18 protein-coding genes are annotated in these 20,336 nt (G+C 32.1%); 8 read left to right on the plus strand and 10 right to left on the minus strand.

Annotation, left to right across the window (positions count from 1 at the left end; all coding sequences use genetic code 11):
• Positions 1-11 precede the first annotated feature (11 nt).
• From ACZIYX_RS05790 to ACZIYX_RS05815, 6 genes are all read right to left on the minus strand, one after another.
• Positions 12-1,445, minus strand: coding sequence for a hypothetical protein (locus ACZIYX_RS05790; RefSeq protein WP_462681261.1), 1,434 nt, complete (start codon positions 1,443-1,445; stop codon positions 12-14).
• Positions 1,446-1,462: 17 nt separating this feature from the next.
• On the minus strand, positions 1,463-1,852 hold the full coding sequence (locus tag ACZIYX_RS05795; RefSeq protein ID WP_462681262.1) for a hypothetical protein: 390 nt from the start codon (positions 1,850-1,852) through the stop codon (positions 1,463-1,465).
• Positions 1,853-1,887: 35 nt separating this feature from the next.
• Entirely contained in the window at positions 1,888-2,454 is a 567-nt protein-coding gene (locus ACZIYX_RS05800) for a hypothetical protein (RefSeq protein WP_462681263.1), read from the minus strand.
• Positions 2,455-2,619: 165 nt separating this feature from the next.
• Positions 2,620-3,357 carry a LytR/AlgR family response regulator transcription factor gene (locus tag ACZIYX_RS05805; protein WP_462681264.1) on the minus strand — a complete coding sequence of 246 codons (738 nt, stop codon included), beginning with the start codon at positions 3,355-3,357 and terminating at the stop codon, positions 2,620-2,622.
• Positions 3,357-5,549, minus strand: coding sequence for a tetratricopeptide repeat protein (locus tag ACZIYX_RS05810; protein WP_462681265.1), 2,193 nt, complete (start codon positions 5,547-5,549; stop codon positions 3,357-3,359). The genes ACZIYX_RS05805 and ACZIYX_RS05810 overlap by 1 nt, the downstream gene beginning before the upstream one ends.
• A gap of 343 nt (positions 5,550-5,892) precedes the next feature.
• On the minus strand, positions 5,893-6,570 hold the full coding sequence (locus ACZIYX_RS05815; protein WP_462681266.1) for a DUF2461 domain-containing protein: 678 nt from the start codon (positions 6,568-6,570) through the stop codon (positions 5,893-5,895).
• Positions 6,571-7,668: 1,098 nt separating this feature from the next.
• On the opposite strand from ACZIYX_RS05815, the gene ACZIYX_RS05820 reads away from it, so the two are divergent.
• From ACZIYX_RS05820 to recQ, 6 genes are all read left to right on the plus strand, one after another.
• Positions 7,669-8,232: a Crp/Fnr family transcriptional regulator gene (locus ACZIYX_RS05820; protein ID WP_462681267.1), complete on the plus strand. Its 564-nt coding sequence runs from the start codon at positions 7,669-7,671 to the stop codon at positions 8,230-8,232.
• Between the two features lie 117 nt (positions 8,233-8,349).
• Positions 8,350-8,559, plus strand: coding sequence for a tautomerase family protein (locus ACZIYX_RS05825; RefSeq protein ID WP_462681268.1), 210 nt, complete (start codon positions 8,350-8,352; stop codon positions 8,557-8,559).
• Positions 8,549-9,292 carry an SDR family NAD(P)-dependent oxidoreductase gene (locus ACZIYX_RS05830; protein WP_462681269.1) on the plus strand — a complete coding sequence of 248 codons (744 nt, stop codon included), beginning with the start codon at positions 8,549-8,551 and terminating at the stop codon, positions 9,290-9,292. Before ACZIYX_RS05825 ends, ACZIYX_RS05830 begins: the two co-directional genes overlap by 11 nt.
• Positions 9,293-9,298: 6 nt before the next feature.
• Positions 9,299-9,667, plus strand: coding sequence for a nuclear transport factor 2 family protein (locus ACZIYX_RS05835; protein WP_462681270.1), 369 nt, complete (start codon positions 9,299-9,301; stop codon positions 9,665-9,667).
• 111 nt (positions 9,668-9,778) lie between these two features.
• Positions 9,779-10,159 carry a RidA family protein gene (locus ACZIYX_RS05840; protein WP_462681271.1) on the plus strand — a complete coding sequence of 127 codons (381 nt, stop codon included), beginning with the start codon at positions 9,779-9,781 and terminating at the stop codon, positions 10,157-10,159.
• A 106-nt stretch (positions 10,160-10,265) separates the two neighbouring features.
• A complete protein-coding gene (recQ, locus tag ACZIYX_RS05845) occupies positions 10,266-12,386 on the plus strand; it encodes a DNA helicase RecQ (protein ID WP_462681272.1) in 2,121 nt (706 codons plus the stop codon).
• 9 nt (positions 12,387-12,395) lie between these two features.
• On the opposite strand, the gene ACZIYX_RS05850 is transcribed toward recQ, so the two are convergent.
• From ACZIYX_RS05850 to ACZIYX_RS05865, 4 genes are all read right to left on the minus strand, one after another.
• Positions 12,396-13,313: a hypothetical protein gene (locus ACZIYX_RS05850; protein WP_462681273.1), complete on the minus strand. Its 918-nt coding sequence runs from the start codon at positions 13,311-13,313 to the stop codon at positions 12,396-12,398.
• A 222-nt stretch (positions 13,314-13,535) separates the two neighbouring features.
• Complete coding sequence (locus ACZIYX_RS05855) at positions 13,536-14,342, minus strand: aldose epimerase family protein (RefSeq protein ID WP_462681274.1); 807 nt, start codon at positions 14,340-14,342, stop codon at positions 13,536-13,538.
• A gap of 13 nt (positions 14,343-14,355) precedes the next feature.
• Positions 14,356-14,991, minus strand: a complete 636-nt coding sequence (locus ACZIYX_RS05860) for an MOSC domain-containing protein (protein WP_462681275.1) — start codon at positions 14,989-14,991, stop codon at positions 14,356-14,358.
• Positions 14,992-15,007: 16 nt separating this feature from the next.
• Positions 15,008-15,793 carry a tRNA pseudouridine synthase A gene (locus ACZIYX_RS05865; protein WP_462681276.1) on the minus strand — a complete coding sequence of 262 codons (786 nt, stop codon included), beginning with the start codon at positions 15,791-15,793 and terminating at the stop codon, positions 15,008-15,010.
• Between the two features lie 149 nt (positions 15,794-15,942).
• Between ACZIYX_RS05865 and ACZIYX_RS05870 the strand changes: the two genes are divergently transcribed.
• Both ACZIYX_RS05870 and ACZIYX_RS05875 read left to right on the plus strand, forming a co-directional pair.
• Positions 15,943-16,320: a LysM peptidoglycan-binding domain-containing protein gene (locus ACZIYX_RS05870; protein ID WP_462681277.1), complete on the plus strand. Its 378-nt coding sequence runs from the start codon at positions 15,943-15,945 to the stop codon at positions 16,318-16,320.
• A gap of 370 nt (positions 16,321-16,690) precedes the next feature.
• A complete protein-coding gene (locus tag ACZIYX_RS05875; protein WP_462681278.1) occupies positions 16,691-20,038 on the plus strand; it encodes a reprolysin-like metallopeptidase in 3,348 nt (1,115 codons plus the stop codon).
• The last annotated feature ends 298 nt before the right edge of the window (positions 20,039-20,336 follow it).

The raw sequence follows: 20,336 nt of genomic DNA on the forward strand, positions 1-20,336 counted from the left end.
TATATATTAGTTTATTTATTTTTTTGTTCCCAACACATTTTTTTTCTATCAGCCTCCTCTGGTATTTGTTTTAGATTTTGCAAAAGCTCAGGATCACTAATATCTACACCTTGTTTAACATCACACACATAGATAAAAGCATTTTTCTGGTTACCAGACGTGGTTTTGTAGACTGTATTTGTTAGTATCCACTTACCCTCTGTAAAAGAAATATAATAGTGTGCTTTATAAAATCCCCTGTCCGGAAAAGCCGTTAGGATCACAAAACCGTTGTCGTTCTTTTTTATATCAACAATTTGATTCCCTCCATCCTCTGAAAAGTTGCTGGTTTTTAAGGTTAATTTGTACTTATCACTATCATTAACAAACAATAGTAACTCATCTCCCTGATACGGTTTACTGCTTACAATCTTATCCGGGATATTATCGTTGTTTATATCGATATCTTTTATAAAGTATGAGTTATTTTTTTTATAATAGGATATATCATTGGTTTGCAATTCTACTTTATGAGATATATTTGTTTCTAACAACTCGTCATGAGTTAATATAAATCCCGTTTCGCAAGGAGTCATGACATGTGGATATGAAGGGGTAATTGTTATTCCTTCTTTGGTAAGCACCCAGGAGTAATATTCCCAATATGCTTCGCCATCTGTAAAATAGTCACACTCCTTATCTAAATCCGTATCGCTCGCATATTTTCTTTTTAATACCTGAAAGTGATCCAAATTAGGATATATATCGGTTATTCTATCCAATTTCCTTTTGTTTTTGTAATCAAAATTGTGACCTGTTGTATTATGATTTGGGTGCGCGCCACCACAATAAATAGAAGAATATTCTGAGAAGCTAAGGTATTGATCAGAAACAAGCTCTATTTTAATATTTATATCTGCCCAATCACAATCCAATCCTATCGTAGCGTATCTTGTATGTATGGTATCCAGTTTTGGGTTCATAAATTCACGCTCAGGTTTAGTAAATCCATTACCAAGTCTGAATAGCGACTTTTTTGAGTGTTTTTCTGTTAACCAAACCAGTTCTTTTGTGTCATGAACAGTTATACTATCCCTTACATATCCCAAATTCGTTAATTTATATGTATCAAGGTTCTTTGCTGTTTTGTGCAAGCCCACTTGCAATGTATGTCCATTGTTTTTCCAGGTACCGGTTATAGTATCCTTGCTTACGGATAAGGTAAACAATTCTTTTTCTTCCTTTATGTCTGAAAATTTCTCAAAAAGTATCAATTTATTATTACTAAAGCTCCCTTCTAATTGAATGTTTTTTAAATAAGGTTTGTAAAAGTAAAATGCAGTTGCACTACTATCATTATGATCTGTATCTAACTCTAAAAATATTTGATGTTTACCGATAGTTCCTTCATAGGTTTGAGCTTGAATGCTTAAGGAACAAAAAACAATTAATATAAAATATTTCATGTTATATAAGATTTATTTTACCGTACTACTATTTTATTAACTACTGTTTCCAACTCCTCAAAAGCTTTTTTCTGACCGGGAACCAACATTGTTTGCTTTATTTTTTCTGCAATTATCTCTATGATATTTCTTCTTGCTTTAACACTCTTACCAAAATAAGCATTCATGAGCGAACTTGGTATAATATGATTCATTTTTATTGTATTTTCTTCTGTAAAATATAGTTTGATTGCATGCATTGCACTTTTTTTAAGAACAATACATTTTGCCATTTGTCCATTAGTACCTGTTCTGTATTCCCATTTATCATACTCTTTAGAACTTTCAAAAGAAGATTCTGTTTTCAAAAACTTATGAAGCAGGTCTAACGAATTATATTCGTTTTTGATAGTAATTATTTTTTCCATTGGTTTATTTTTTTGTTTTTAGGTAGTTTCTTATTTTAATAATTCATTTCGATAAGGTTACCATCTAGCTTATAATTAAAAGTATAGGTAGTGCCTCCATTTTCTGGTTGCAGCATCACGACATATTCAGCTTTAGAAATATCCCCGTTTTTAGGAAATTTTATAAATGCCATGTTCAAGGTTGGATTTTTTATATTTTTTTCGTTTTCTAATTGTTTGGCAGATTTTTCAACTAATTCCCCTAATTTTGATAGGTTCATTTTTTCGTTTAATTGAAACATAAAGTCTGCTGCTTTGCTCCCTTGCGGAACTTCTAAAGAAATCTCTGAGTTTTGTTTCCAATTGCCCTGAGTTAAATTCCATTGCCCCATCTTTAAAGATTCTGGTGCTTCTGTAACGGTTACTCCTATAATATTGCCAATAGATGCATTATGGGTAATTGTTATATCTGTAAAGTAAGCACCCTCACCAAATTTGTTCTTTATTTCATTTTCTATAATTTCAAATCCTTTTGCATTGGCGGGTTGTTTATTAATTGATTCTCCGCAAGAGATTAGCGTAACTATTACTCCTATTAGCATTGTAAATTTTAATTCTTTCATTTTTAAGGTGTTTTTGTTTATTAATCATCAGATTTTCCGTAATGATTTTATGTATACCCCTATAAAAGTACAGTGCAAGAATATGTTAGAAAATAGAGAACCTATTTCCGAAGTTTTAGAATGAATAAGTGCGATACTTCAAAAAATATCCGTAAAAAAAAGGAGTTAGCTGTTATTCCAGTTTAAAAAAGCGTTTAAAAAGTGTTCTTTTTTTCGGGAAGACACAGGTATTTTTTTACCGTTTTTTAAATAAATGACACCTGATTTGTCATACCTATCTATAAATTTTAGGTTAACCATAAAAGATTGGTGTGGTCGTGTAAAATTAGCTTTAGACAGGCGTTCTTCAAATTCCTTTATGGTTTTTGAAACCATATATTTTTTATTGTTACTGCAATAAAAAGTAGTATAACCTTTGTCTGACTCACAAAATAGTAATTCGTTTAAATCTACAACCTGAAAACTATCATGAAGGGATAATACCAATGTAGAGTCTTTGTTGTTCCAAACTTCTTTTACCGTTTTTATCTGCTCTTTTTGTTCTGCTATTGGTAATGCGATGACTTTTTGTAGTGCTATTTGTAATTCTTCTACATCTACAGGTTTTAACAGATAATCTATCGCTCCAATTTTTAAGGCTTGTAAAGCATGTTCTTCATAAGCTGTAATAAAGATTACTTTAAAGTTTAGGTTTTCTGTCTGCTTTAAAAAATCGAATCCGGTACCGTCTGTAAGATTTATATCCAAAAAAATCAATTCTGGTTTACAAGCGTTTGCTACAATGACAGCATCTTTTACCGATTCGCACTCCCCTATTACTTCTACTTCTGTTTCTATTAATTGTAACAAATTAAGTAAACCTTTTCTAATATATGCTTTATCTTCGACTATTAATGCTTTCATTATACAAGTTCTGTTTTATAAGGAATTATTAAAGTAACTATTGTTCCTTGCTCGTTATACTTCTGTCTATCTTCAATAGTGACCGAGCCTTTCACCTTAAAATCTTTAGACAGCATTTTTAACCGTTCAGAAGTTATAGTGGTTGCCAATGATTTTTTATGTTGGTTTTCTTTTTCTTTTTTAGTGTCAACACCAATGCCGTTATCTGTAATCGTGCATATTAGTCCTGTATTAGAATAGTTAAAGTGCAGGTCAATTTTCCTATTATGTTTTATATTTTTGAAACCATGTTCTATAGCATTTTCGACAAATGGTTGTATAAGCATTGGTGGAATCATAAATAGCGAGCTGTCTATTGTATCCTCTACCCAAACAGTATATTCATAAGGTTCTTCTACTTCGATATTTTGAAGTTCTACATAGTTTTCTACAGCAATTAATTCCTGGCTAAGAGACACTGTTTTATCCCTGGAGTTTTCTAAAGTAATCCGAAGTAGTTTTGAAAATTTAGACAAGTACAAAACTGCTTTTCTATCTTCTTTGTTTAAAATCATGCCTTGTAATACAGAAAGTGCATTAAATATAAAATGAGGTGTCATTTGCGAACGCAATAACTTTTGCTCTGTTATTATGTTTTGAGTTTTGGATTTTTCGTTCCTTAACTTTAAAAAGAATATAATTGCCCCCAGAATTAAAGTGACCAATAAAAAAGCGATCACACCAAGTAGCAGGTTTCGTTGTGACTTTTCTAAGTCATTGGTTGTGGTTTTAACTGTTTGTGTAAGTTTTAGTTCTCTTTTTTCTGCGGATTCCAGCTCGTTTTTGTATTTATATTCATATTCTAATTGGGTAATCTTCTCTATATTTTCCTTATTAAAAAGACTGTCATTTACTATTTTGAATTGTTGGTGGCTTAAAAATGCTTTTTCGTACTGCCCTATTTTATAATTTATTTGGGAGAGCAGGTTATAAGCATTTTCCTTGTGTTTTAAAAGTTTATATTTGGTTGCCAGTTGTGCTGCTTTTTCTGCATTTGTTAATGCCAGATCGTATTTTTGCATAGTATAATATGCACTAGCCATCCCTATATAAGAATCTAATAAATCGTATTGTTTTTGATTAACAGAAGTAATTTTATTGGATTCTTTAAAGTTTGCCAAAGCTTCTGGATATTTTTTAATTCCTAAATTAGCATAACCTAAACCATTAAGGCTAATGGCCAACTGTTCCTCATCCTTGATTTTCCTGCTGCGCTCAATCACTTCGGTAAAGTAAGGGATAGCTGTTTTAAATTCTTTTTTATCGATGTAGATGCTCCCAATATTATTTTTTATACCAGTAATACTTTTCCCATTGTGATCAACCTGTTTAATATCTAAGGCTTTTTTATAAAAGCTTAATGCTTTATCATAAAGCTGTTGCTGTCTGTACACATTTCCTATATTGGTAAACGACTGAAAAATACCTGTAGAATCTTTAGATTTTTTTGCAATGTCTAACGATTTGTTATGGTATTCTATAGACCGTGGATAATTACCTTGGTCAAGATACACTATAGCCATTGAATTCCAACAACTAAGTATTCCGTGATCATTTTTACTTTTTGTATACGCTTCTAATGCTTTTTTAAAGTTAACCAAGGCTTCTTCATATTTTCCGGTATCCGAATAAATATCCCCTATATTATAAAGATAATTAGGGATATTCTTTTTTACCCCTAGTTTTGTATCTATAGCTAATGCCTCTTTATAATATTGTAAAGCTAGTTTTGAGTTCCCCTTATAATTGTATAAAACTCCCAAAGCATTATAACAACCGGCTAATCCTTTTAAATCATCTATAGAAGTGTATAATTCTATAGCTTTCTTATAATTATTTACAGACACCTCAAAATTAGCTTGTTCCATATAAGTAATCCCCTTCATATAAAAACTGCGGGCTTTTCCTTTTACAGACTTTATTTCGTCTGCAAGTTTTCCTGCTTGTTCGGCGTATGCTAAGGATTTAGGAGGATCGTTTCTATAGTGGTAATAAGCTAAATGATTAAGGATTTTTACCCTTACTGTATCCTTTTTTGTGTAGATTTTTAGTTCTTGTTTTAAACTGTCTATTTTTTTATCCTGAGCTAAAATAGTTGTAGAAAAAAACAAAAGGAAGAATACACTAATAATAGATGTATGTATTAGTTTCATAAACTAAAGAACAGTTATTAAATTTTTAAATCAAAAAAGCAGGAAATTATTCTGCCCTATCTTACTTTGTGGATATACCTATACAAATACTAAAAAAAGAAACTCGTAGTAACATAAAAAAACGCTCCTAAGCAATACTATATCTAAATCAACATAAAATAACAGTAATCTTTCTAGTAAAAAATCGAATTTCTACGTTAAAAATACTCGTCATAGCTCTGCTATGACTGCGTTTTTTGCCTTGAACTTCGATTTTTTCCTTTATAAATCTTTTATGCCATTTCATATTAATTTAGCAATAACAGAAAGCCCTTTTACTTTTGTATACCACGCTTTTTTCTCTCTACTCTATCAAAGATACCCCATTAAGATCTGTGGTCAATACATCGCTCATATAATCAAAAAACGGTCTTAATAATTCAAAATGATATATTACTTTATCTAAAAAATCACTTGCAAATACTTCTTTATCTGTAAAACCATGTTGCACAAAAAATGATTTGTTTTTAATTAAATCTATGGCAGGATGATCTTTACTAAATCCTTTTGGAGCTGTTTTTACTTGGTATTCGGTATTAAAACCACCAAAAGCTTTGTTAAAATCGGGGGTATTTAATATTTCACGAATTTCCTGATCGTCCATTTCAAATTCTTTTCTAAGGCGAAGTAAATCTGCAGCTTCGGGACTAAAAAAACCACCAGCAACAAGAGAATTTCCTGGTTCAAGGCGTAAATAATATCCCCCTCTTCGATGTGCTCCTGCCCTGCTAAAACTCACACTACGATGCACATTATAAGGGGTTTTATCTTTACTAAAACGAATATCCCTGTTAATCCTGAATATTTTTGTTTTTTCGATCTCATCTTTTTCATTCAATCGCTCTACAACAGATGTATAAAAAGATTTTAACAGTTTTTCATTATCCTGATAAATCTTTCTGTTTGCATCCATCCAATCCCGATGGTTATTATTTTTTAATTCTGTCAAAAACTCAAATACAGTTTGTGGTATAGTACTCATAAAGGTTTTCTTTGCTCCTAAAAATACTAAAATCTGATTTTCTTCTCAGAGTTTAACTCAATTTTATAACTCTCATACCAACTATACTTTTACCCGAATTATCAATGTCATTAAGTTAAGAATTTAAACTATTGATTTAAAGTTTGTTAATAATGGATTCCTACCTACGCCAGAATGACAGAATAACCAAAACACAATACTTTCTACTTGTCATTCCGGTAATTTGTCATCCCGTTGAAGAACGGAACTGGAATCCATGATGGAAATAAAGGGGTATTTTGCTTTTACCGATATTTAATCTTCAAAAAGATATAGCTTAACTTAATGACATTTCCAGGATTATGCAACAGAACTTTGTGATGAGACTTTGAGATACCACAAATATAGCTAAATTAATATGAAATGGCATAAAAGATTTATAAAGGAAAAAATCGAAGTTCAAGGCAAAAAACGCAGTCATAGCAAAGCTATGACGAGTATTTTTAACGTAGAAATTCGATTTTTTACTAGAAAGATTAATGTTATTTTATGTTGATTTAGCTATACAATGATTTTCTTAGTTTTAGCATAGCAATTTACCCTGAATTTATCAAAGGGCTATGGTTAAATTAAAACAAACAAGTGTAACGGCTATATTTACAATAGATTAGTTGTACAATCCGGGTTTAATCCACCATACAGGGTATAGTTTCTGTGAGCTTGCATCGGGGTTGCTGATTTTATCATTTAAAAAAAATGAGCTGTTTTTTTATTCATGGAAGGGAGAAATGGAAAAAAATGTTCTATTACAGTAAATTCGAAAGGTAATTGATACAAGTAAGGTTATGGAAGGTATTTTCTGAAAATATTTTTTTATTTTCGAAGTAAGCTTTGAGGCTTTATACCATTTTAGTTTTAAAATTGCACATATACAAATTAAATATATTTTTTAAGTATTCAAGGCAAAAGCTTGTACCAGGATTGATCTGCCATTAAGTTTTTTAATAAAGAACAGGTAGAAAAGAAATAATGTATTTAGTGCTGTTTCAAAGTTAAAATGGCATTACTACCTTCTGCTTTTGTTGCCCATACTAATTATTGCCAATACAAAAAATAAAAATGAAACACCCATTACGACAACATATTGAAGAACTAATAGATCTTACCGATAAAGAGTTTGATTTTATTTTGAGTCATTTTGGAGAAATAAAAAAACGCAAGCATCAATATATAGTCCAGGAAGGAGAATTTGTAAATAAAGAATTTTGGGTGCTAAAAGGTTGTTTAAAAAGTTATTTTATTGACAAAGCAGGCAAAGAACATATCCTTCAATTTGGAATGGAAAATTGGTGGATTACAGATTATGAATCTTTTGTAAAACAAACCAGATCCAAAACTTTCATAGATTGTATTGAGGATAGTGAATTGTTATATATAACTTTTGAAAACAGGGAGAAACTAACCTCTGAAATGCATAAAATGGAGCGCTTTTGGGCAAAAAAAAGTAAAATTGGCAGAATTGCACTTCAAAACAGAATTTTATCTTTATTAAAAAACTCTACCAAAGAACAGTATAACTTACTCCTCGAACAATATCCTAAGCTTTTTCAACGTGTTCCCAAAAAAATGATTGCCGCTTATTTAGGAGTTTCCAGAGAAACACTTAGCAGGCTTAATTCGTAGGTTTATTTTTTCTATCCATCGATCAAAGTGATATATATCACTTTAAAGAAGTGATAAACCTCCTTCCTCATTATTTAATTGCATGGCATCTTTGTATGACAATTTAAAATTAAAAAAATGCCATACATTAATATTAAAGTTACTGATGAACAGGTAACAAAAGAGCAAAAATATCAATTAATAAAAGGTGTAACACAACTAATAGTTGATATACTTAACAAAAACCCAAAAACAACTCATGTGGTTATCGAAGAAATACCAATCGAAAACTGGGGGATCAACGGGATGCAATATTTAGGAACTAAAACTAAGGAAAATGAAAAATAAAACTATAATCATTACTGGTGCATCTGCCGGAATTGGTAAAGAAATTGCAAAGTATTTTATTACACGAGAAAGTAATGTTGTAATGAACTCTTCTAATGAAGATAATTTAAAAAAGGCATACCAAGAATTAGGCTCTCCTGCAAATGCAGTTTATTTGGCAGGGGATATCAGTAAGCAAGAAACAGGTAAAAAACTTGTTCATCTGGCCTTAAAAAAATTTAACTCTGTAGATGTTTTAATCAATAATGCAGGGGTATTTTCTCCAAAACCATTTTTGGAAGTTAAAGAAAAAGATTTGGACCTTTACTGGAATGTAAATCTAAAAGGAACTTTTTTTACTTCTCAAGCTGTTGTCCCTCAAATGATAAAACAAAAAAACGGGGCTATAATAAATATAGGAACAGTTTTAGTAGACCATGCAATTGATGGATTTCCGGCAACGGCTCCTTTAACAAGTAAAGGGGCAATACATTCTTTAACCAGACAATTGGCCGCAGAATTTGGCAAAAACAATATAAAAGTCAATACCATTGCGCCCGGAATAATAAGAAGTCCGTTACAAAGTAAAATTGGAATTGAAAACGCCGATAGTTTAGCAAGTTTGCATTTATTAAACAGAATTGGAGAGGCTAACGAAATTGCAGAAGCAGCGTATTATTTGGCAACTTCTAATTTTGTAACAGGAGAAACTATTAATGTAGCAGGCGGACATACTATTGGACATGCTATCTAAAAAAAAATGTATACAAAATATATAAAAGAAATAGAAGATCTGATCCATAATTACTTTGAAGGAATTTATTATGGGGACATAGCCAAACTTGAAGCCTGTTTTCATGAAAACGCACATATCTATGGAGACATAAAAGAGGTTGATTATTTAAAAAGTATAAAAGAATATCTTTATACAGTAAAAAACAGGCAAAGCCCTAAAGATTTAGGCGAAACTTTGAAAATGAAAACTATAGGGATAGACATTATGGGTAAAATTGCTTTGGCAAAATTACACGTACCTATGTTGGGATATAATTATTATGATTATTTATCTCTTTTTAATATCAATAATGAATGGAAAATTGTAAATAAAATATTTACACATGTAGAGTAAGTAAAGAAATTTTGACAGATAAACAAGATAGCAGTTTAAATTAAGTATATAAACTGCTATTTTTATATCGTAAAAAAGTAATACCAGTCCTTTAATGATATAAAAATATTTATGAATAGAAAATTAATAAGTTCGGGTTCAAGTTTTGAAAAAGAAATAGGATATTCAAGAGCTGTTGTTGATGGTGACTGGGTTTTTGTTTCGGGAACAACAGGATATAACTATGATACAATGACTATTGAAAATGATGTGGTTTCCCAAACAGAACAATGCATGAAAAATATAGTCTCGGCATTAGAAAAATCCGGCTCAAAAATAGAAGATGTAGTAAGGGTTACTTACATTTTGCCCAATGCTTCTGATTTTGAAAAATGCTGGCCTACTCTTCGTAATTATTTTGGAGAAGTAAGACCATCTGCTACTATGTTTTCTGCCGGATTGGCAGACCCAAAAATGAAAATAGAAATACAGGTCACTGCAATAAAAAAATAAAGCAAATGTGATATTACATCAACAGCCAACCAATAAAAAGCAAATACATATAACCTTATTGGGATAAAAATTTATTTTAACAGGCTATTTTCTTTTCTTTGCACCTATGCCAGAACCACAACAACTTTTATCTACTTTAAAAGAATATTTTGGGTACGATAGCTTTCGCCCATTACAAAAAAAAATAATCGATTCTGTATTTTCAGGAAACGATAATTTAGTAATAATGCCTACAGGAGGAGGAAAATCTATATGTTTTCAACTACCTGCTTTGTTATTGCCCGGAGTAACATTGGTAATTTCTCCGTTAATTGCATTAATGAAAGATCAGGTAGATGGCTTACGGGCCAATGGTATTGCTGCTTCTTTTATCAATAGTAGCCAAACAGAAAGCCAACAGCAAGATATTTATACAAAACTATCCGGCAAAGAGATCAAACTCTTATATATTGCACCAGAAAGCCTTTCGTTTTTGGACGCAGTATTTTCTCAAGTAGAAATTAGTTTGATAGCGATAGATGAAGCTCATTGCATTTCCTCATGGGGACATGATTTCAGACCTGCATATACGCAATTGGGATATCTAAAAAAACGGTTTCCCAAAACCCCTGTTATAGCATTAACGGCAACTGCGGATAAAGCTACACGACAAGATATTTGTGACCAATTAAATATTACAGATGCCAAACAACACCTTGCATCTTTTGATAGGGCAAACCTAAGTCTGGAAGTACGCCCTGGTAATAAAAGAATTGAGCAAATAATAGATTTTTTAAAAGATAAACCCAATGATTGTGGTATTATCTACTGCCTAAGCAGAAAAACAACCGAAATGCTGGTTGAAAAATTAAAAAGTGAAGGGTTTAATGCCGAAGCTTATCATGCCGGGGTAGATCATCACAAAAGATCTCTGGTACAAGAAGGCTTTATTAATGATACCGTTCAAATTGTTTGTGCTACTATAGCTTTTGGAATGGGTATCGACAAATCTAACGTTCGTTGGGTTATACATTATAACCTACCCAAAAATATAGAAGGATATTATCAGGAAATTGGTCGTGCCGGCAGGGATGGGTTACCATCCTCTACCCTCCTGTTTCATAGCTATGCAGATGTAGTGCAGTTACAAAAATTTGCTAATACATCTGGTAACCAAGAGGTACAATTAGCAAAACTGGATCGTATGAAGCAATATGCAGATTCATTAAGTTGCCGAAGAAAAATATTGCTTAGCTATTTTGGAGAACTAATAGAAAAAGATTGTGGTAACTGTGATGTATGTAAAAACCCTCCATTATTTATAGATGGCACCATCATTGCCCAAAAAGCACTGTCTACAGTAGCCAGAACCAAAGAACAAGAACCCATGGGTACGGTTATCGATATTTTACGCGGTGCACAAAATGCAGCTATACAGGATAAAGGATACCAAAATATTAAGACCTTTGGTATCGGAAATGATATATCTTGGAAAGATTGGCAACAATATATCATACAATTGATCAATCAAGGATATTTGGAAATTGCTTTTCATCAAAACAATAAATTAAAACTAACTGCACTTTCTAAAAAAATATTATTTGATGGTGAAAAAGTAAGCCTTGCCCACCTACAGGAATTTGAAAAGATAAAGCAAGCTGCTATAGAGCAAACAGACAAAGGTGCCGCCCCTACTCTTTTTGAAAAACTAAGGCAATTACGATTAGAACTTGCAAAAGAAGCAGATATCCCCGCATACCAAATTTTTAGTGATGCTACTTTAAAAGAAATGGAAAAATACAGACCAATGAGCGATGCCGAATTTATGCAAATCAGCGGTGTAGGGAGGCAAAAGATGCAAAATTATGGATATCAGTTCATTAAAGCTATTATTGATTTTTCGGCTGAAAAAACAAAGAAAAAAAGAAAAGCTAGTACCAATAAAGGAAATACCCATAAAGAAACCTTGGCTTTATATCAACAAGGACTCTCTGTTTCAGAAATAGCCGCACAACGCAAATTGGCAGAGTCTACAATCTTTGCGCATATTATGAAACTTCATGATAGCGGAGAAAATATAGACTTAAAACAATTTGTAACTATAGAAGATATAAATTCTGTAAAAAAGGCAAAAATAGAACTAGATGACCCGGATACTCTAAAATCCTATTTTGAGTATTTTGAGGAAACTTTGGATTACAACACTATCAGATTGGCATTAACCATATTAGAAAAAGAAGACTCTTAATCAAAAGTTTTAATATGCTGTGGTAAGGGTATTATGAAATACATCTGCCAGTTTTATTTCTAAAAAATGAATTACTTCTTTTTTTGGAACGTTATTTTGATACATTTTAAAAGCCTCTGCAATATTACTATCTTTTAATATTTTAAAATCGTTAGTAGAGTTTCGAAAATCTTCTAGTTGTAGGTTCCATTGTAAAAGAGTATTTAATAATTCTTTGTGTGATGCATATTTTTTTTCTAAAACTATTAATTTTTCTTCATCAATAGGATCTTTAACTTTACTACTATTTATTTTTCCATACATAGTAATATATTCCTCCTCTACAGAGCGATCTAATTGTTTTGCTTCTGCTACTAACTTTAAATAAGCATCGTATAACCTTTCATTATAAAACTCTATAAACTTTAAATGGTTATCCATTTGTAAAAGGTAATCTACAGCAGCATCTTTATACATGGTACCACCAATATCTTCTGCCTTTATTAGTGTTTCCTTTAATGGATATAAGATTGGTTCCTGTTGTTTAAGTAGTCTTTCAAAGCCTTCTTTTTTGGGTAAGGTTGTTATTTGATACGTCACCTCTTTTGGCAATCCTATAAAATGATATCTCCTGTATTTAATTTCTATAGAATCATTTTTTTTAATAATCGCTTTCTGCCTCTTTTCAAGATCTTTTATATCATTATCTTGTTTGCCGGCATCTTCATTTTTTTCTGGATTCAAAAGTGTCTTATTGTCAGATTTATTGGCAAAAGTATACTCCTCATCAAAAATATATCTAAAAAACTTATAGTCTTTAGACGCTTCTGTATAATTATTAGTTAAGCGTATACCCCGAATATAATCTTCATTCAATAAACCGTCATCATTACTACAAGATAGAAAGACAAAATAAATAAGAATTAATATGTATGCACACCTTTTCAAAATATCTGGTTACCATTGTTTCTTTTAAAACCTGTATAGCAAAATATCACACAATTGTAATACAAGATCAGTCAATTAACTATATTATTGAGAAAAAACCTCTGTTAATACAATTTTGGGGCGTTAGCAAAATCTCATCTTTTTAATAATCAATCTAATAGTAACTTATTTTTTTTAAATTAATTGTGTGCCAGTATAAAACAATAATAATCTATGTCTCATTTATTTTAAGGAGGATTGAGCAAAAATAGTTACTTCAAAACGCTCTAATCCAGAACTATAATCAAATCCTGTATGCAATTTATTTGCAGAAACACCCGATGGATAAAATGTAACAGGCTCTATACAAACCATATTGCTAACCTCTGTCCAAAGCATTATGTGTTTAAAGCCTTTTGTTTTTATAGCTACTTTTAAGTTTCCATTGTTTTGTATAGTAACCTCTTTACCGTCTTTTATCAAAAGGGCCGGTGCCCCGGCTTGCAAAATATCTTTTAGGCCTATTTCCTGATTTTCTGATTTTAAAACCATTTTGGGGTCATAAATTTTAAATGCCGGATGAAAACCTAGCATAAACGGCATATCTTTTTCTGATTGTATTTCAAAATAAATTTTCAGAGACTCATCGGTAAGCTCAAAAGTTTTGATAAACTGAAAATCATAAGGCCAATCTAAAAACTCTTGTGTAGACTTGTCTGGAAATTTAGGATTACTAACCTGTGTATTTGCTATATAATTTTTGCTATAACTAACCTTATTATTCTCTACGGTGTTGGTACTGTACAATAAGGTTCTTAAAATCCCGTGTTGATCTAGTCTTGCTTCTTTTTTAGGAGTTTTAATTAAAAAATTATTCTCTTTTGTAGCCCCAATTATAGGAAACATCTCTATTTCTGTATTTCCCCATCCCGGATCCCCTTTTTGATGTAATATCTCTATATTATTTACTTGATAACTTACCAATTCTCCTTTATCGATAGTAATTACAGATTTTTTATCTGCACTATATAGTATTATTTTATCAGACATATTCTGTAAAGTATTAAATCCTTTTTCTGAAATATTTTTTATCTTCCTCTGTAATTAAAGGATCTAAAAGTGCTTTTTTTATTAGATCCTCATGCTCTTTGTTATAATGAAATCGTAAAATATTTAATTCTGTTATTGTTATTCCGTCCTTATGTTCCTTTTCTAAAACAAATGTATCTCCTACAGAAACATTTCCTGGTTCTATGACCCTAAGATAAACTCCCGAGCGCAAGGAATCTATAAATTGTTTTACCATAGCTTGATCTCCAAAACGAATACCCAGTTTAAAACAAGGTTGTCTTGTTCTGGAGATTTGAATAATTGCGCTACCCAATCTGTATACCGAACCTATTTTGATATTTTTTTCATCAAAGCCTTTTACCGTTATGTTTTCTCCAAACATTCCATAATTCCATTCCAAATTCGGGTATTTAGCCTTCCAGTAGCTATAATGATCTGCTGCGTACAGATAACAAGCTTTGTTTGATCCGCCATGATACCTCCTATCTATAACATGATCATTTTTTACATCTTCCTTACCCAAATATATTGGCAAATCCACAGGGTATTTATAAATGCCTGTCTTTATTTCTTTTCCTTTCCAAAGCACGGTTTTTGGCTCTCCTGTATTTGTTGATATTACCTTCAAAATATAAAATATTGGTTTATTCAAATTCTACACTATTTAATATCAAACCAGAACCTGGTACAATATGCTCTAAAACAATCTCTTCAGCATTTGGATCCAGAGTTTTTTTTATAAAATCAATATCAATTTTTCCTTTTCCTAAATCCAGCAATACTCCCATCATTAGCCTAATTTGATTTCTTTTAAATCCTTTTCCTTTTACTTGCAAAAGATAGCTATCTTTTGGAAAAAAATTAGCGGTATATTTTCTGTTTTTTTTAATCTCGCAATGTATTATTTCGCCTTCCAGAATAGTTTTTTCTGAGGGGCGATGACAATACGATCTAAAATTGTGTTTTCCTTCAAATAATTTTGCAGCTTGTTGCATTATCAAAATATCAATATCTTCTGCAATGTTATACATAAACGGAGCACAAAACGGATGAAATTTTTCTCCGAAAGAAAATAAATATACATATTCCTTAATTTTTGAAGATTGAATAATATTAAAGTTTTCATTGGTTTCTTCTATTTCCAAGGCTCTGATATCTTGCGGAAGATTTTGATTGAAATCTGAAAAAAAAAATTCTGTATCGATAGGGTCTTGATCTACAAATAGTTCAATATATGTTTGATTTGCAGAAACCTTTGCATCTGTTCTGCCTGTAGCTAAAACCTTAAAATTTTTATGCCCCAAAACATACGCTATCGTTCTCTCTACCATTCGCTGTAATGTATTGACTGTAGGCTGTTTTTGCCAACCGTGATAACGAAAACCCAAATATTGTAATTTAATAATATAATAAAATCGTTTACGAAACATAGATTGTATTTTTTTATCCGCCGAATATAGATAAAATATGTATTTCAACGATGATGCCCTGTTTTTTAATCCCAAAATTATGTGAACAACATTCTATAATTTGCTATATTTGGGTAAAGCTAATTAATAATTTAAAATCAAACTTAGTTATGATAAAAGCAAAATATCAAAGTGTTCTTGATTTAGGGCAAAAACTAAATATACAAGATGGAGACGTTTCAGAAGAAAATGGAACTCTTAAGATTAAAGGTGTAGCCAACACACAATATGAAAAAAATCTACTTTGGGACGAAATAAAAGAAATAGGAGGAGATAACCCATCTGATATTATGGCTGATATAAAAGTTTCAGACACTTCTGTATATCATAGACATACTGTAAAAGGTGGAGAATCTTTAAGTAAAATTGCCAAGCACTATTATGGGGATCCTATGAAATACAAAGAAATTTTTGAAGCAAATAAAAATATCTTAAAAAACCCTGATGTTATTCATCCCGATCAGGAGCTTATTATACCCAATCTATAAATTAACAGATATATCAATACAAATTAAAAAGACCGCTTTTTTAAAGCGGTCTTTTTAATTTGTATTAAGTTACCAAATACCATAGGATTAACCAGAAAACAAAATTTGTTTTAAAAAGCAATCTACCCAGTGAGTATACTTTGGGATATTAATCTTATTCTACTTTTTATAATTTATAGTCAAAAAAAATATTAGCCCGCCTAAAATCCGACTTCTTCATTATAATAAAAATTTAAAAATGTACAACTAAACCAGTGTTATTTTACGTAAAAACCATTAAAAAATCGTTTTTTGTGTTAAATCATCAATATTTAAGTGAAATTTTAGAGTATATCTCTACTTTTATCCCCTAACTCAAACTCAATTACACATGAAAACACGATTATCTTTATTCGTGAGCTTATTTATAATAAGCTATGTTTTTGGTCAAGGCAATAATCCTTGGCAAAAAACCAGTTCTGCAAAAAGTCTTAATATCATCGAGACAAAAAAAGATCTACCAAACAAAAATCTCTTTACACTGGATATTCAAGCTATGAAAACAGCGCTTAGTAATACCCCTTTAAGAGGAAAATCATCTAGATCTGCTACTATTATGAATTTCCCGAATGCTGAAGGGAATATGGAATCTTTTACGGTATTTGAAGCTCCTGTGATGCATCCGGATTTAGCTGCAAAATATCCTAATATCAAATCTTATGCCGGACAAGGAATAGAAGATCCTAGTGCTACTATTAGATTTAGTATTTCTCCTTCTGGATTACAAAGTATACGTATATCCGGAATTTCTAAAGCTGTATTTATAGAACCGTATACTAAAAGTGAATCTGTTTATACGATATACTCCAGAGATCAAAGATCAGGGGTTGCAGATAGAATAAACTGCTCTGTAGATGAAAAAACTCCTAATTTTTCAGACACCCATTCTGCTACTCAAAAAAATGCAGATGACGGAGTTTTAAGATCGTATAGATTAGCTGTTTCTACTACAGGGGAGTATACCCAATTTCATGGAGGGACAAAAGCAGGAGCCATGGCTGCTATTAATGCTACCATGACCCGTGTTAATGGCATTTATGAAACTGATTTTGGAGTAACCATGGTTTTAATTGCCAATAATGACGCAGTAGTATACACTAATGCCAATACAGATCCTTACACTGGCAGCTATAACAGTCAACTACAATCTACATTAACAAGTGTTATTGGAGAATCTAATTATGATATTGGTCACGTATTTGTTCTTGCTCCCAAAAACGGTAATGCCGGGTGTATAGGATGTGTATGTGTTAATAATAAAAAAGGAAGCGGATTTTCTTCCAGAAACACTCCACAAGGGGATATTTATGATGTAGATTATGTAGCGCATGAAATGGGGCATCAATTTGGAGGGAATCATACTTTTACATATAAAAGTGATGCCGATAGCAATATTCAAGTAGAACCTGGAAGTGGAACCACTATTATGGGGTATGCCGGGATTACAGACGATCATAATACCCCCCCGGACCAACAAACAGATGTGCAGCCAAATAGTGATCCCTATTTTCATGCAGTAACAATCGAGCAGATTACAAATTATGTAAAATCAACTAGTTGTCAAACAAATACAAATACTGGTAATGCAATACCAACCGCAAATGCGGGTGCAGATTATACTATTCCCAAAGGGACTCCATTTGTATTAACAGGTCAAGGCACAGATGCTAACAGCGGAGATGCGTTAACCTATTGCTGGGAACAAACTGATCGTCGTGTTGGAACAATACCCAGTACTACAGCTACTTCTGGGGTTGCCTTTAGATCTTATACCCCTACTGCATCAAATCAAAGGTACTTTCCTAGATTAGAGACTATTAAAACAGGGGCTACTTCATGGAGATGGGAGGCTGTTCCTAATGTAACAAGAGCATTAAACTTTAGGTTAACTGTAAGAGATAATAAAGCTGGTGGTGGTGCAAACAATAGCGATAACATGAAAGTTAATGTTACAGCTTCTGCCGGTCCTTTTATAGTTAATTCGCCCAATACCAACGTTAGCTGGCCTGCAGGTTCTACACAAACTGTAACCTGGGATGTTGCCGGTACAACAGGAAACGGAATTAATGCAACCAACGTAGATATTTTATTATCTACAGACGGAGGAAATACATATCCTGTTACTATCGCTACGGCAGTACCTAATGATGGTTCTCATAGCATAACAGTACCAAATTCTCAAGGAACACAAAACAGAATTATGGTAAAAGGATCGGGAAATATATTCTTTGATATCTCTAATACCAATTTTGAAATCACTGGCGGAGGCGGAACAGATACACAAGCTCCTTCTACTCCTGCTAATCTCACTACATCTAACGTAACAAAAAACACTATTGATCTTTCTTGGAGTGCTGCAACAGATAATATTGGTGTTAGCGGGTATGATGTTTATCAAGGAAATACTGTTATTGGTTCTGTAACAACAACTACTTATCAGGCAACAGGGTTATCTCCAGATACCGCATATACTTTTAGAGTAAAAGCCAAAGATGCTGCTGGAAACCAATCTGGTTTCAGTAATACTGCCAGTGCTACTACTCTGCCAGGAAATACTGGTGGAGGGTGCTCTGGAGGGATTAGTTCTTTCCCATATAAAGAAGGATTAGAAAACACATTGGGTGCATGGACACAAGCAACTAATGATGATATTAACTGGACTTTAAAATCCAATGGAACTCCTTCAAATAACACAGGACCATCCAGTGCTGCTCAAGGTACTTATTATGCCTATATCGAAGCTTCTGGAAACGGATCTGGGTTTCCAAACAAAAGAGCAATATTAAATTCTCCTTGTATAGACCTTACTACTGCACCACAAGCATCTTTCTCTTTCCAGTATCACATGTATGGAACTAGTATGGGAACACTAACCTTAGAAGCAAGTACCGATAATGGAGCTAACTGGACATCGCTTTGGACAAAATCTGGTAATCAAGGAAACTCATGGGTGTCTGCCACAGTAGATTTAGCTGCTTATACAGGTGCATCTCTTACTTTACGATTTAATGGTATTACCAGCGCATCCTGGAGTGGAGATATGGCTATTGATGACATTAGTTTAACTACTGGAACTGTAAACCCTCCTGCTTGTACAGATGTAAATTTATCTATTACTTTTGATAATTATCCAGAAGAGACAAGTTGGGAAATCACAAACAGCAACAATCAAGTGGTTGCCTCTGGGGGAACCTACGCTTCTCAAGCAGATGGTTCTACTATTAACCTTACAGAATGCTTAAGTGCCGGCACCTATACATTTACAATTAAAGATAGCTATGGAGATGGTATTTGCTGCCAACAAGGTAATGGATCTTATGCCTTAACTTCTGGTAGTACTTCTCTTGCCTCTGGCGGATCTTTTGGAAACTCGGAAGCTACTAAATTTACTATTGGTAATAGTGCGCGGGATGCTGTTGTAGATAGCTTTAGTACTACACGGGCATCTTTAATATCTATATACCCAAATCCTGTTAATGGTTCTAATACCCTGCTTAGGGTCACAGCCCCTTCAGATAGTATTTCTATAATTATTTATGATCTGTTTGGAAGAAGTGTCTATAAAAAGGATAATATTAAAAATAAATCTTTTAACCCTGGTAATCTTGCTAAAGGAACTTATCTGGTTAAATTAAAAGTAGACACCAAAACATCAATCAACAAATTAATTATTAATTAATGATTTGAATCTTGGTGAAAATTTGATAACAAAGAGAGGGTGAAAATCAAACACCTTCTCTTTTTTATAGTAAATTTTTCAAAAAAATAGTTATAAAAGAAGCCTTCGCCAAAAAAATAGAAACCATTAATAATAATTCAACTAAATTTTGATAGAATTTACTTTTAAGACCTCTTTGCTTTGTTATACAATTTACACTTTGAAATAGCTCTAATAAATTATTTCTTTTTCATCTGTTCTTCGTTAAAAAATATAATTGTAACTATACTTTGGTTTAGTTCTGCAAAAGTGCTATACT

This window comes from Aquimarina sp. (assembly GCF_977115655.1).

Coding starts and splice junctions, on each gene's coding strand:
- ACZIYX_RS05790 (WP_462681261.1), bottom strand. CDS start 1,445: ATGAAATATTTTATATTAATTGTTTTTTGTTCCTTAAGCATTCAAGCT.
- ACZIYX_RS05795 (WP_462681262.1), bottom strand. CDS start 1,852: ATGGAAAAAATAATTACTATCAAAAACGAATATAATTCGTTAGACCTG.
- ACZIYX_RS05800 (WP_462681263.1), bottom strand. CDS start 2,454: ATGAAAGAATTAAAATTTACAATGCTAATAGGAGTAATAGTTACGCTA.
- ACZIYX_RS05805 (WP_462681264.1), bottom strand. CDS start 3,357: ATGAAAGCATTAATAGTCGAAGATAAAGCATATATTAGAAAAGGTTTA.
- ACZIYX_RS05810 (WP_462681265.1), bottom strand. CDS start 5,549: ATGAAACTAATACATACATCTATTATTAGTGTATTCTTCCTTTTGTTT.
- ACZIYX_RS05815 (WP_462681266.1), bottom strand. CDS start 6,570: ATGAGTACTATACCACAAACTGTATTTGAGTTTTTGACAGAATTAAAA.
- ACZIYX_RS05820 (WP_462681267.1), top strand. CDS start 7,669: ATGAAACACCCATTACGACAACATATTGAAGAACTAATAGATCTTACC.
- ACZIYX_RS05825 (WP_462681268.1), top strand. CDS start 8,350: ATGCCATACATTAATATTAAAGTTACTGATGAACAGGTAACAAAAGAG.
- ACZIYX_RS05830 (WP_462681269.1), top strand. CDS start 8,549: ATGAAAAATAAAACTATAATCATTACTGGTGCATCTGCCGGAATTGGT.
- ACZIYX_RS05835 (WP_462681270.1), top strand. CDS start 9,299: ATGTATACAAAATATATAAAAGAAATAGAAGATCTGATCCATAATTAC.
- ACZIYX_RS05840 (WP_462681271.1), top strand. CDS start 9,779: ATGAATAGAAAATTAATAAGTTCGGGTTCAAGTTTTGAAAAAGAAATA.
- recQ (WP_462681272.1), top strand. CDS start 10,266: ATGCCAGAACCACAACAACTTTTATCTACTTTAAAAGAATATTTTGGG.
- ACZIYX_RS05855 (WP_462681274.1), bottom strand. CDS start 14,342: ATGTCTGATAAAATAATACTATATAGTGCAGATAAAAAATCTGTAATT.
- ACZIYX_RS05865 (WP_462681276.1), bottom strand. CDS start 15,793: ATGTTTCGTAAACGATTTTATTATATTATTAAATTACAATATTTGGGT.
- ACZIYX_RS05870 (WP_462681277.1), top strand. CDS start 15,943: ATGATAAAAGCAAAATATCAAAGTGTTCTTGATTTAGGGCAAAAACTA.
- ACZIYX_RS05875 (WP_462681278.1), top strand. CDS start 16,691: ATGAAAACACGATTATCTTTATTCGTGAGCTTATTTATAATAAGCTAT.